The following is a 12553-nucleotide window of genomic DNA, read 5'->3' on the forward strand; positions in this document are numbered from 1 at the left end:
AGGTTCAGTTATATTATTCTTAATAGAATTATATATATCCTCAACCATTTCTTCCATATTGTCTATTGAGGGTCTTTCAATCTTCTTCCTCTGCCAGCCAACTCTACTTCATTTACCTCAACAAGTGGATCCATGAATTTTTTCCACTTAGAATAAACTATCGATGACCCACTGCAAATGGAATATAAAATATTTTAGCCTTTCTTCTCATTAGATTACCCCCTGTTTTTAACTAATTACTTATTGCTTCATTTGCTACTTTATAATAATCGGATAGTTTATAAAATATAATGTGAAATTCAGTATATTCACCCTCTACGCTGTCTACCTCAATTCCTATACTTAGTTTATCAGCCATTTTTTTAGCATAATATAAACCCATCCCTGTAGATTTCGTTCCTACCTTACCATTTTTACCTGTAAAGCCTTTATCGAATATCCTAGATAAACCCTCTTTTGAAATACCAATTCCATTATCTTTAATCATTATATAATAGGCTTGTTTCTCTTCTTTAGTTGTAATAGTCAGCGTTCCCCCCTCGGGTGTATATTTACTGCTATTATTAAGAATTTGACCAAAAATATAATAGATCCAACGTTCATCACTGATAACACTAAATGGTTTTAAATTAGTCTCAATCTCAATGTTTTTATTAATAAAAAAAAGAGCATTTTCTTTTATTGCACTTCTTAAAATATGACATACATCTACTACTCCCGCTAAAATGTCTTGATCGTAGTGATTAGCTCTTGTCACATGTAAAATGTGATTAATCCTAAATTTAATTTGTTCAATTTGATTACGCAGCTCTCTGCTGCTTTCTAAGTTAATCTCATCCAGTAGCAGTTCACACACAGCTATATTAACTTTTATGTCATGAACCCATTGAGTAGTATAGTCTTGAATTTCGTTAATACCGTTTTTATAATCTTCTTCTGCTTTCAAAAATTTATTTTGTTGCTTTTTGGAGACTTTTATAAGCATATCTATAAAATAATCATTTCTAACTTTGTTTTTTTCTAAAGTTTCGATAGAACTATTAAACACAACTTCGTATTTCTTTTTTGCCTTGATGTATCCATAGAAAATGTTGATCAGTAGAATAAAGACAATCAACAAATCCATATAAAAAATGTCTATATAACTTTGATGAATAGAGGTACTCGCAAACAAAATCCCATTGATTACAACCAGAATAAGTGCACTGCATAAAATCCATAATATATGATTTTTCACATAATCAATTAATTTCATTGAATTATATATCCCATTCCTTTTTTTGTTAAAATGAAGTCATTAACATTAATTCCCTCTAATCTATTCCTTAATCTATTTATATTTACTGTTAACGTATTTTCGTTTACGTAAATATCATCATTCCAAAGCTGTCTCATTAAATTATCCCGCGAAACAACTTTCCCTTTGTTTTCCATTAACGTTTTTAGAATTTTAAATTCATTCTTTGTAAGCTCTAAACTCTGATCTTGGAAGTATATTTTTGCATCGTTAAGGTTTAATATCACATTATTAGATTCGATTAGATGAGATTCTGCTGTTATGTACTCATAAGTTCTCCTTATAATTGCTTGTAATTTCGCCACCAATACATGGCTGTCAAATGGTTTTTGAATATAATCATCCCCGCCATTGTTAATAGCCATGACAATATCCATATTACTGTTTCTAGACGAGCAAAAAATAATTGGGACACTTGAAACTTCTCTTATTTTCTTACACCAATAAAAACCATCAAATGAAGGAATATTGATGTCCAATAATATGATGTGAGGCTCTTCTTTTTCATATATTGACAAAATATTATCAAAATCTCCGCATATAACAGTTTCAAAATTCCATTTAACAAGTAAATTCTGTAACGCCTTAGCCATATCCTTATCGTCTTCTATAATCAGCAATTTATATATATTATCCAATTTCTCACCTTCTTATAAAAATAGCTCACCATGCTCTCAAGGATTATTTAAAAATAAAACAGGAAGGAAGAAAAAATCAATTCCCTCCTGTGTTAAATGTTACATTCCTTTATAAGGTAATGAATGTTCTTCTGTTTTTTTAATATATCAGTAATTAATGCCGTATTTCCTGATAAATAATCCTTTGAAAGCATTTCACCATGTTCCCCGAATCCATTATAATAATGCACTGCTCTCTCAGTAAAGTCTTCCCAATTATATAAAAGGAATTAATCATTATCTTTTTTCTAGAGTATCCTAATAATAGATATGGCCCTTCAGCCTGTGTGTTTAAAATTAACTCTACATATTGTTCAATTCTCTTATTTTCTTCAATAAAATCAAGTGCATAAAAGGAATGAGTTTGGATTAACTTTGCCAAATCACTGTACACTATTCCAATCCCGCCGACTGGTGGAAAGGCAAAAAGATTTCTATCTTGCTTCTTGTTCAGTAGCTGTAATTTATCGGCGCCGGCACGGCTGAAAATAAAGGAAATACAAGCCTCAGTCCGAATGGATCAGATTCAACCGTTCTCAGGCTCGACTTAACCAAACAAACAAGCATTCCAAAAGACGCCAAAGTGAAAAGAATCAATACCGCCGCGACTCAAACACCAAGCCAAGGAAACACAAGACACTGCATAATGTCAGAAGAGAATAAAGTGTGGCACCGAGCACTCGCAACAGCAAAATCGACTATGAAAAATGTGAAATTAAAGATTGATTATGAGTACGATGTGACAACGCAGTTTTAATTAGAAGAACAGCCGCCTATTGGGCGGGCGGCTCTGCTTGAAGTTAAAGTGAATTTATGAGCCCGTGCCATGCCTTATCCTGTTGTCACAGCATAAAATCATTAAACACGTTGCTAAAATTCTTTTTTATGATATATAGCTGCGGCAATGAAAAATGAAATGATATATAAGATAACGCCGATCATGAGATATATAATCGGGACATATAAAGAAGGATTTATGTGCAAAAATGACAGCGGTACTTGTTCTGCTGCATACCCAACGACACTTTGCAATCCAAAGGTAGCAAAAAGTCCCCCCATTGCTCCTCCAATCACGATAGCATCAGACTTTTCCGGGCCTATCATGTAGAGAAGAGGATAAACGATTGCACCGGCAAAGAGAACGATGAACGTTCCAAAAGAGACAATATTCAATATGCCGTCAATTGGTTCATCAGAACCCAGGCTGTATACAAGGAAAATACCATAAGATATTACAGCTCCGATCACAACAATCAAAAGATAAAAGACATAGTGACTTTGAACAATATTTGCTCTGCTGACCGGTAAAGTCAGGACATACCTGTCATAGCCAGACTTGCTCTCATACTTTATAACCTCAAGTGCGGGCATAACGACAAACAAAATAATCAGCATTGCAACAAAACGATGCATTGAAGCATCCCCAAAATAAAAAATGACTGCTGATACCAATATGGCCAACCCCGTGTATGCAAAGAAACTTCGATAAACCAAGTAATAGTTAGTCAGTAACAGACCTCTCAATGTTTTCACTCCTCGTTAAAAAGACGCTGATTTCTTCTATGGAAAGGGTGTTGGCCGTTACGCCATTCGGCAATTTCTGTTGATCCGATACAAGCACACTCCAATAAGATCCATGATTCCTTTTTGCTAGAACGATATCTTCGTCAAGCTCAGCCAATCGGCCTTCATCAACGTCTATAACAGTATAGCTTTCAAGAACCTTATCTTTCTCTTCATTTAATAAAATTTCGCCATCTTTCATAATAATGATATGGCTGGCTATCTTCTCGACATCAGTCATAATGTGCGATGAAAGTAAAATACCGCCGTTGCTTTTACTCACAAAGCTTTTTAATTCATTTAACAGATCATCTCTTGAAGAGGGATCAAGCCCTCCCGTTGCTTCATCCAGGAGTAATAATTTTGCATTATGCGACAAAGCAACAGCTACGGATAACTTCATTGACATGCCGCGCGAGAATGTATTCACTTTTTTGTCCATAGGTAAAGAGAAAGAATGAACCAACCGGTAAAAATGATCTTGGTCCCAAGCACCGAATAGTTTCTTAAATACATGATTCAGCTGCTTTATCGTAAGGTGCGCAGGAAGATTCATCGCATCAAATACGACCCCAATATCTTCTTTGAACTTTATATGTTTTTCCAGATTCTCTTTACCAAAGATTTTCACTTTACCTCTATCCTGAGAGATTAATCCTAATATCGTTTTAAATGTTGTTGACTTGCCTGCGCCGTTATCACCGATAAAACCGACAATTGATCCGGCAGGCACATTGAATGTAACATCCTTTAAAACAGCTTTATGACCAAAAGATTTGCTGATGTTTCTGATTTCTAAAAGGTTTGACATCATTCCACTCCTATCATTGCTGTCAGGACTTTTTTTGAGAATTGAACCGGATTATTGCAAAAATGTTGTTATTTTTATATCTAGTTGAGGAATTCATAATGGATCAGGAGCCGGTAAATACAACAGGGATTTTAAAGTCTTAAGCATAATGTGGATGTGTAATCGATTGATTACATTTATATAATGGATATTCATGATGAAAATACTGGAGGTGATTACTTTCCGATGAGGCATGCACAAAACGATTTACTAATGATTACATTTATGGATTTTAACCGGAATGCATCTCGTATTATAAAGCAGGTGTTAATCCTTTTCAATATATAAAAGGGGATTTCTTTACAATCGCAAAGAGTATGTATTTCTAAATTTCCGCATTAAAAAACCCCTCTGGCTGATAACCAAAGGGGTTAAATATATTATTCCACAGTCACACTCTTCGCAAGGTTGCGCGGTTTATCAACGTCACAGCCGCGGTGCAGTGCAGCGTAGTAAGCGATCAGCTGCAATGGCACAACAGAAACCAGCGGAGCAAGCGCAGGGTTGACTTCCGGCAGGATGAATCTGTCGTCTGCGTCTTCTAAGCCTTTCAGCGAGATGATGCAAGTGTTGGCGCCGCGGGCCGCGACTTCCTTCACGTTTCCGCGGATGCTCAGGTTGACGTGTTCTTGTGTCGCAAGCGCAAAGACCGGTGTTCCTTCTTCAATCAGAGCGATTGTTCCATGCTTCAGCTCGCCGCCGGCGAAGCCTTCCGCCTGGATGTAAGAAATCTCTTTCAGCTTCAGGGCGCCTTCGACACACACGAAGTAGTCAAGGCCGCGGCCGATGAAGAAAGCGTTTCTTGAAACAGTCAGGTACTCACGTGCGATCATTTCCATTTCGTCCTTCTGGTCGCAGAGGGCTTCCATGGCGTTTGCCGCAATACCTAATTCTTTGACCAAATCAAAACCGATATCAACGCCGTTGCGTTCTGCTGCAACGGACGCAACGATCGCAAGCACGGCAATCTGAGCCGTATACGCTTTTGTTGATGCAACCGCGATCTCAGGACCTGCGTGCAGAAGCAATGTGTAATCCGCTTCACGGGAAAGCGTTGATCCCGGAACGTTTGTAATCGTCAGCGCTTTGTGACCCAGCGCTTTGACTTGAACAAGCACAGCGCGGCTGTCCGCTGTTTCTCCGCTTTGAGAAAGGAAGATAAAGAGCGGCTTCTTAGACAGAAGCGGCATGTTGTAAGAGAATTCACTCGCTACATGCACTTCAACCGGTACGTTTGCCCACATTTCAATATATTGTTTCCCGACAAGACCGGCATGGTAGCTCGTTCCGCAAGCCACGATATAAATGCGGTCCGCTTCCGCCACGGCGTCAGCGACATCGCCGGCCACGGCCAGTCTGCCGTTTTCGTCCTGATACGTTTGGATGATTTTGCGCATAACAAGCGGCTGCTCATCCGTTTCTTTTAACATGTAGTGAGGGTATGTGCCTTTTTCGATATCACTGGCGTCAAGCTCAGCGATATAAGACGCACGTGTCATGACTTCACCGTCTAGGTTTTTAATCACGGCTTCGTCTTTTGTCACGATCACCATTTCTTTGTCCAAAAGCTCAACGTATTCATTCGTTACTTGAAGCATAGCCATCGCGTCAGACGCCACGACGTTAAACGTATCTCCAAGGCCGATTAACAGAGGGCTTTTGTTTTTTGCAACGTAAATGGTGTCTGTGTTTTCACCGTCAAATAATGCAATTGCGTAAGAACCTTTTAACAGAGTCAGTGTTTTGCGGAACGCTTCTTCTGTGCTAAGTCCTCCCGCCACAAATTGCTCGATCATTTGAACGACTACTTCAGTGTCCGTGTCGCTTTTCAGTTCAACGTTTTCAAGATATTCGCGCTTCAGCTGAACATAGTTCTCGATCACACCGTTGTGAACAAGTGTAAAGCGGCCGAGTGTGCTTTGATGCGGGTGAGCATTCAGGAAGCTTGGTTCGCCGTGAGTCGCCCAGCGTGTATGGCCGATTCCCGCTTGAGATTCAACCGTGTGATCCACCACTTCACGAAGGTCGGCGATGCGGCCTTTTTCTTTGTACACATGCACGCCCTGCTCATTCGCCACAGCGATACCTGCAGAGTCATAACCGCGGTACTCAAGCTTCTCTAATCCTTTTAACAAAATCTCTTTCGCATCAAGCTGACCGATATAACCTACAATTCCACACATATTTTCTTCCTCCTAAAGGTGCAAAAGGAGACGAAGAAAGTCAAATTACAAGGGGACTTTCAATCGTCCCCTCCCACATGTTTTTTTGGAAGATCATGTGATTTCTCTTTGTTCGGAGAGTCGCCCCTCCGGTTTGAAGAAATCCTTACGGCTGTGATCTAAATGAATCAGCCGGGAGGCATCCGCCGAAAATTCGATAACCTCCATCCTCGTCAACTAAGCCGTTTTTCGGGCGCTTAGTTCGGGCGCTGTAATTATAAAAGATGCAAACAATCCCGCCTTTCCTGCAAGTGAAAAACAAAGGCTGAACAAGCTTGATTTTACAGCATGTGCCAAGGACGGTCAATTATTTTTTGCCGCCCCGGCATCATGTTTACTATCATATTATGCTGATCGCACTTGTCTTGTTCGCTCTCTGCTTATAAACTTCGCTACTCCGCTCCCATTTCTGTCCGCACGACATCCACGATTTTTGTGACATATTCGTCACAAAGCTCTTTTGTTCTCGCTTCGGCCATCACGCGGACGAGCGGTTCGGTGCCTGACGGGCGCACTAAAATCCGGCCGTCTCCGTTCATTTCTTTTTCCACTTCAGAAATAACGGCCTTCACCTTAGCGTTTTCTTCTACCTTATATTTATCCGTCACTTTCACATTCACTAAGAGCTGCGGGAATTTTTTCATTTCATCCGCAAGTTCTGAAAGGGTTTTGCCGGACGCCTTCAGCGTATTCACAAGCATGATCGCGGACAAAAGACCGTCGCCGGTAGTGTTGTAATCAAGGAAAATAAGGTGCCCTGACTGCTCGCCGCCGACATTATAGCCGTCTTTTTTCATCGCTTCTACGACATAGCGGTCGCCGACTGCCGTTTGAACGCTTTTGATTTCTTCTTTTTCAAGCGCTTTGTAGAAACCGAGGTTGCTCATCACGGTCGATACGACAGTATCATCCTTCAGACGGCCTTCTGATTTCAAATACTTCGCGCATATGTACATGATCTGGTCGCCGTCGACGATGTTTCCTTTTTCATCAACGGCAATGAGGCGGTCGCCGTCTCCGTCAAACGCAAGGCCGATATCGGCGTTTTTTTCTTTGACGAAAGCACTCAGCGCTTCCGGGTGTGTAGAACCGACGCCATCATTAATGTTTAATCCGTTCGGAGACGTCCCCATTGTAGACACGTCAGCATCGAGATCGGCAAAAAGGTGCGTCGCAATGGAAGATGTCGCACCATGGGCGCAGTCAAGCGCTACATGAATGCCTGTGAAATCTTCGTCCGCCGTCTGCTTTAAAAATTGCAGATACTTTTGAACGCCTTCAAAATAATCGTTTACAAGCCCGAGGTCCGCGCCTGTCGGTCTCGGCAGCTTATCTTCCGGTTCATCCATGAGACGTTCAATCTCGGCCTCCTGCTCATCAGAAAGCTTAAAGCCGTCCCCTCCGAAAAATTTAATTCCGTTATCCTGTACGGGGTTGTGAGAAGCGGAGATCATGACGCCCGCCTCAGCATCCATGGCTTTCGTTAAATAGGATACCCCCGGCGTAGAAATAACGCCGAGGCGCATCACCTCAGCTCCGATCGATAAAAGTCCGGCGACAAGGGCTCCCTCCAGCATATGTCCGGAGATACGTGTATCACGGCCGATCAGCACTTTCGGGCGCTGCTTATCTTTGGTCAGGACATAACCGCCAAAACGCCCAACTTTAAAGGCCAGCTCTGGCGTAAGCTCGCTGTTGGCAACACCTCTTACACCATCTGTTCCAAAATACTTGCCCATTTTGTATCGCTCCTTTTTCATTCTGTTGAAGAAGAATCAGCGCTTGATCCGTCTTCATCCTGATCTTGATTTTGATCCTGGTTTTGACTTTTATTCTGATCGCTGTCAGTGTCGTCTTCCCGGTTCTTGTTCTTGTCTTTGTCTGCGTCTCCGCTTGTGCCGTTCTTATTGCCGGAATCAGCGGAACCGCCGTTATTTTTATTTGAACTTGTGTTTTTCTTAGAAGTCAGCTTGATCTTAACCGTGTCTTTTGACAGGGACCATGTGACGTTTTGCGGGCCGTTTACTTCAAGCTTTACAGAGTGCTCTCCGTCATCCAGGTCCGAGACATTGGCATACAGTTCAATGTCCGACTTTTTCAGCGCCTTAATGTTGGCGGGAGAGCCTTTGGCCGTAATATTTATCGCCTGCGATTCAGGATCGAGAAACTCAATCTGCTGTGAGCCTCCCAGTCCGACCGTCTTGATTCCGACATTGTCAAAATCCTTTTTGTCTTCACTGTCCACTTTAACATGAAGCGTGATTTTTTCCGGTGATACCTTAGTGACACCCTTAGGAAGCGGGATATCGGCATTGATATCGGTATCTTTATCAATTTTGCCTAAATCAAGAGATACGCCGTCAATAAATTCAAGTGAATCCAGCACATCCTGCGGGCCGTAAACCGTCACCTCACTCGGATTCGAGTCAATGCTCGCAACGCTCACCCCGTCCGGAAGACTTCCCTTCCTTTCGATTTTGAAAGGAAGCTTTTTGCTCGGACTGGCTACGGGAACCGTCACTTTAATGACTGACGGTTCAACATCAACAGGAAGTGCGTTGCCGTCTTTGTCATAGACGGTCACTTTCACTTCCTTTTCAATGGTCTCATTTGCATTTTCAAGGTTCACGGATGCTTTGACAAGTGAAATGTTATCAATCACATTTTTCGAACCTGTAATCTGCACGTTTTTCGGGCTGATAATCGGCTGCTGAGGGGTATATCCCTTTTTCATTTTGCTTTTATTGTAGTATTCAACTTCCACGGGAAAACTCTCAGCCGTTTTTTCCTGAATCGTAACCGTCGTGACTGACGGGTTAATGGAGACCGTCAGTCCGTCCGATACGTTTTTCGCCTTCAATTCGACCTTATGAGTCCCGGTCTTCAGCTTATTCATATCGGCGTATATCTCAAAATTCTTCGTCTGTCTCGCCTTTTTCACCGCGCTTGTCGAGCCTTTAATCGTGACATTTACGGTCTGGGGCACGCCGGTGACGACATAGTTCGCTTCATCATAGTATGCTTTTACAGGAATATCAGTAAGCGTAGCCTCGTCAGTCGTTGATGTCGGAAAAAAGGATTCCCCCGGCTTTTTCGGAGTCGGCGCCTGGTTGTTATTAACCGCAACGTAAAGCAGCAGCGCAAAGAGCAATGCAATGATCTTTACAGCCCAGCGGTTGTTTAAGAATTTATCCATTTTTCTTGCCCCTCCAGTACCAGCGGTTAGAAGAAGTATCTCTGGCGTTCTTCTTAAACTCGGCTTCAAGCATTTCTTTCAGTGCTTCTTCCGTCAATTCTCTGTGAAGGTCTCCGTTTTTGGCCACACTGATGGCGCCCGTCTCTTCAGATACAATAATGGTTAAGCTGTCCGTCACTTCACTGATGCCGACAGCCGCTCTGTGACGCGTCCCCAGCTCCTTTGAAATAAACGGGCTTTCAGAAAGCGGCAGATAACAGGCTGCCGCCGCAATCTCGTTATTTTTCATAATGACCGCTCCATCATGCAGCGGTGTATTCGGGATGAAGATATTAATCAAAAGCTCCGAGCTGACCTGCGCATTAAGCGGGATGCCCGTCTCAATATAATCGCCCATTCCCGTATCGCGCTCAATGGCGATGAGTGCGCCGATGCGGCGTTTCGCCATGTAGCTGATCGATTTTGTAATCGCTTCAATTGTCTTATGCTGCGCTTCTTCCACGGGGGTTCCGCTCCTGGAAAAGAACCGGCCCCGTCCGAGCTGTTCAAGCGCCCGTCTCAGCTCAGGCTGGAATATAATGATGATCGCTAAAAATCCCCATGTTATCGCTTGGTCCATCAGCCACTGAAGCGTGCTGAGTCCCAAATATGAACTGGCCATCCGGACCAATACGATGACGACGATTCCTTTTAAAAGCTGAACCGCCTTCGTCCCGCGTATGACCATGATTAATTTATATATCACATACCAAACAAGGAGAATATCAACGGCATTGCCGAGGTATTGCAAAAATGGGATGTCCTCAAAAGCCATTTCCTCGTCCTCCAAGAATTCAGTCATTTCGTTTTTTCCGTTATGAATTGTGCTGCATGAGCAATATGTACATCATATAGCGTGCTCATTATACCACATTTTGATTTCTCAAGTGAAATGAGCCAGAGCGGCGATGCACAAAAAAAAGAGTAAAGCGATTATACGCTTTACTCATCTTCATTCGGGTCCAAAGCGCTCACGACGCCCTGGCCCGCCGATTTCAGTTCGTACCAGACCCAGTCAAACAATTGGTTAATCTCTTCAATCTGCCCGGTGACTTGTCCGGCTGAGGCCATGTATTTTTCTCCGTTGACGACAGTCACATTGCCGTCGACTTTTCCTTCAATGAACAGCTTGCCGTTTTTTACTGTGACATCGCCCTTTACGGTCTCGCCTTCAGGGACGGTGACCGTGTGATTCTGCACGACAAGGTTCGGCTGTTTGGACACACTGAAATTGTGGTCATTATGCCAGCTGTTGAAAAAACCGCCGCCCATTAAAATCACAAAAACCGCTGCGGCTGCAATCATCGGATGAGTTTTGATCCATCGTTTTACAGAAGCGCGTTTTTTCTCTTTTGGAAGATTCGCCATAACTTTGGCAGTAAAATCAGCAGGGGCCGTGACATGCGATGTGCTTCGGACGAGTGCTACGGATTTCTCCATTTCATGAAAATGCCGTTTGCAATTCCCGCATGACTGCAAATGTTGTTTTAATACGTTTTCATCTTCAGGAAGGATATCTCCATCAAGATGCTTATGCATAAGCTGCACAATCTGTTCAGGACAGCTCATTTCATCACCCCACTTAAAGATCCCTCAATTGTTTTCTAAGAGCCTCTCTGCCTCTGTGTATCCTTGTCTTGACGGTGCCGACAGGGATATTCAGAATCTCCCCGATTTCAATTAAAGAGAGTTCGTCAATATACTTTAATACAATAACCGTTCTGTACTTGTCAGGCAGCTTTAAAATCTTTTTCTGAATTGTGTCCGACAGCTCCAATGACAATACGGCGTCTTCAGGGAGAACCCCGTCCGCGGCGATCTGCGAATACATCGTCAGCCCTTCTGCTCCCGCTACTTCTGCGTCCAGATAGTAATCAGGCTTTTTCTTGCGGATGCGGTCAATGGTCAGGTTGGTCGCAATTCTGTAAAGCCACGTTGAAAACTTTCTGTTGATATCGAAACTGTCGATATTGACGTACGCTCTGATAAAAGCTTCCTGCGCAATATCTTCCGCTTCGTGAACATTGCCGAGCATGCGGTAGCAAAGCTGGTAAATCTTATCTTTATAAAGGTCAACGATTTCTGCAAACGCATTTTGATCGCCTTTTTTGACTTGCTTGATTCTTTTTTTAATCAGGTTTTCCATGTTTTATCTTACCTCTGCCCTTCACCGGTCTGTATCTATACGTTGATTGTTTTAAAAGGTTTCATTTTTTTATTACATTTATTTTACCAAATTTCAGGCAGGGTGTAGATGGAAAATACAGAATATACTGCCTTAACAGCAGCTTAAAAATAGTATATCTGATGAACAATCAGAAATCGAAACAAAATGCTGATAAAAAAAGACACCTTTATGCAAAAGGTGTCTGAGACTGGGCTAGCTGGATTCGAACCAACGCATGACGGAGTCAAAGTCCGTTGCCTTACCGCTTGGCTATAGCCCAAAAATGGTGGAGGGGGGCAGATTCGAACTGCCGAACCCTGAGGGAGCGGATTTACAGTCCGCCGCGTTTAGCCACTTCGCTACCCCTCCGTATTTTTTTGGAAAACAGTGCCGGCCAGAGGACTTGAACCCCCAACCTACTGATTACAAGTCAGTTGCTCTACCAATTGAGCTAGGCCGGCAAATATGGTGGAGGATGACGGGCTCGAACCGCCGACCCTCTGCTTGTAAGGCAGATGCTCTCCCAGCTGAGCTAATCCTCC

At 42.6% G+C, this 12553-nt stretch carries 11 protein-coding genes, 4 tRNA genes and 1 pseudogene; 1 reads left to right on the top strand and 15 read right to left on the bottom strand.

Annotated elements, in window-relative coordinates; genetic code table 11:
• Positions 1–232: 232 nt before the first annotated feature.
• The 3 genes from BXO87_RS17980 to BXO87_RS21310 all read right to left on the bottom strand — a co-directional run bounded on the left by BXO87_RS17980 (position 233) and on the right by BXO87_RS21310 (position 2491).
• Positions 233–1255 (bottom strand): sensor histidine kinase, encoded by a 1023-nt coding sequence (locus tag BXO87_RS17980; protein WP_038456786.1) that lies wholly within the window; start codon positions 1253–1255, stop codon positions 233–235.
• Positions 1252–1935 carry a response regulator transcription factor gene (locus BXO87_RS17985; RefSeq protein ID WP_193427911.1) on the bottom strand — a complete coding sequence of 228 codons (684 nt, stop codon included), beginning with the start codon at positions 1933–1935 and terminating at the stop codon, positions 1252–1254. Before BXO87_RS17985 ends, BXO87_RS17980 begins: the two co-directional genes overlap by 4 nt.
• Before the next feature lie 154 nt (positions 1936–2089).
• Entirely contained in the window at positions 2090–2491 is a 402-nt protein-coding gene (locus tag BXO87_RS21310; protein ID WP_079891852.1) for a thioesterase domain-containing protein, read from the bottom strand.
• On the opposite strand from BXO87_RS21310, the pseudogene BXO87_RS21100 reads away from it, so the two are divergent.
• Positions 2447–2731: pseudogene (locus BXO87_RS21100) on the top strand (hypothetical protein); the annotation flags it as partial. The gene BXO87_RS21310 and the pseudogene BXO87_RS21100 sit on opposite strands and share 45 nt — an antisense overlap.
• Positions 2732–2844: 113 nt before the next feature.
• Here BXO87_RS21100 and BXO87_RS18000 read toward each other — a convergent pair.
• From BXO87_RS18000 to BXO87_RS18055, 12 genes are all read right to left on the bottom strand, one after another.
• Positions 2845–3498 (bottom strand): ABC-2 transporter permease, encoded by a 654-nt coding sequence (locus BXO87_RS18000; RefSeq protein WP_038456779.1) that lies wholly within the window; start codon positions 3496–3498, stop codon positions 2845–2847.
• The gene (locus tag BXO87_RS18005; RefSeq protein WP_038456777.1) at positions 3476–4348 is read right to left on the bottom strand and encodes an ABC transporter ATP-binding protein; all 873 of its coding nucleotides are present in this window, start codon (positions 4346–4348) and stop codon (positions 3476–3478) included. The genes BXO87_RS18000 and BXO87_RS18005 overlap by 23 nt, the downstream gene beginning before the upstream one ends.
• Positions 4349–4767: 419 nt before the next feature.
• On the bottom strand, positions 4768–6570 hold the full coding sequence (glmS, locus tag BXO87_RS18010; RefSeq protein ID WP_038456775.1) for a glutamine--fructose-6-phosphate transaminase (isomerizing): 1803 nt from the start codon (positions 6568–6570) through the stop codon (positions 4768–4770).
• A 431-nt stretch (positions 6571–7001) separates the two neighbouring features.
• Positions 7002–8348: a phosphoglucosamine mutase gene (glmM, locus tag BXO87_RS18015; RefSeq protein ID WP_007408011.1), complete on the bottom strand. Its 1347-nt coding sequence runs from the start codon at positions 8346–8348 to the stop codon at positions 7002–7004.
• Between the two features lie 17 nt (positions 8349–8365).
• On the bottom strand, positions 8366–9805 hold the full coding sequence (locus BXO87_RS18020; protein WP_038456773.1) for a CdaR family protein: 1440 nt from the start codon (positions 9803–9805) through the stop codon (positions 8366–8368).
• A complete protein-coding gene (gene cdaA / locus BXO87_RS18025; protein WP_003156763.1) occupies positions 9798–10619 on the bottom strand; it encodes a diadenylate cyclase CdaA in 822 nt (273 codons plus the stop codon). The genes BXO87_RS18020 and cdaA overlap by 8 nt, the downstream gene beginning before the upstream one ends.
• Positions 10620–10786: 167 nt before the next feature.
• Positions 10787–11413 (bottom strand): anti-sigma-W factor RsiW, encoded by a 627-nt coding sequence (gene rsiW / locus BXO87_RS18030; RefSeq protein ID WP_003156765.1) that lies wholly within the window; start codon positions 11411–11413, stop codon positions 10787–10789.
• A 13-nt stretch (positions 11414–11426) separates the two neighbouring features.
• Entirely contained in the window at positions 11427–11990 is a 564-nt protein-coding gene (sigW, locus tag BXO87_RS18035; RefSeq protein ID WP_003156766.1) for an RNA polymerase sigma factor SigW, read from the bottom strand.
• Between the two features lie 229 nt (positions 11991–12219).
• Positions 12220–12291: transfer RNA gene (locus tag BXO87_RS18040), tRNA-Gln, on the bottom strand.
• A 4-nt stretch (positions 12292–12295) separates the two neighbouring features.
• Positions 12296–12380 (bottom strand) — tRNA-Tyr (locus BXO87_RS18045).
• 19 nt (positions 12381–12399) lie between these two features.
• A tRNA-Thr gene (locus BXO87_RS18050) sits at positions 12400–12472 on the bottom strand.
• Between the two features lie 5 nt (positions 12473–12477).
• Positions 12478–12553: transfer RNA gene (locus BXO87_RS18055), tRNA-Val, on the bottom strand.

Source organism: Bacillus sp. GZB (genome assembly GCF_001975995.1).
GTDB classification, from domain to species: domain Bacteria; phylum Bacillota; class Bacilli; order Bacillales; family Bacillaceae; genus Bacillus; species Bacillus velezensis.

Coding starts and splice junctions, on each gene's coding strand:
- sigW (WP_003156766.1), bottom strand. CDS start 11,990: ATGGAAAACCTGATTAAAAAAAGAATCAAGCAAGTCAAAAAAGGCGAT.
- glmS (WP_038456775.1), bottom strand. CDS start 6,570: ATGTGTGGAATTGTAGGTTATATCGGTCAGCTTGATGCGAAAGAGATT.
- BXO87_RS17980 (WP_038456786.1), bottom strand. CDS start 1,255: ATGAAATTAATTGATTATGTGAAAAATCATATATTATGGATTTTATGC.
- BXO87_RS18005 (WP_038456777.1), bottom strand. CDS start 4,348: ATGTCAAACCTTTTAGAAATCAGAAACATCAGCAAATCTTTTGGTCAT.
- glmM (WP_007408011.1), bottom strand. CDS start 8,348: ATGGGCAAGTATTTTGGAACAGATGGTGTAAGAGGTGTTGCCAACAGC.
- cdaA (WP_003156763.1), bottom strand. CDS start 10,619: ATGGCTTTTGAGGACATCCCATTTTTGCAATACCTCGGCAATGCCGTT.
- rsiW (WP_003156765.1), bottom strand. CDS start 11,413: ATGAGCTGTCCTGAACAGATTGTGCAGCTTATGCATAAGCATCTTGAT.
- BXO87_RS18020 (WP_038456773.1), bottom strand. CDS start 9,805: ATGGATAAATTCTTAAACAACCGCTGGGCTGTAAAGATCATTGCATTG.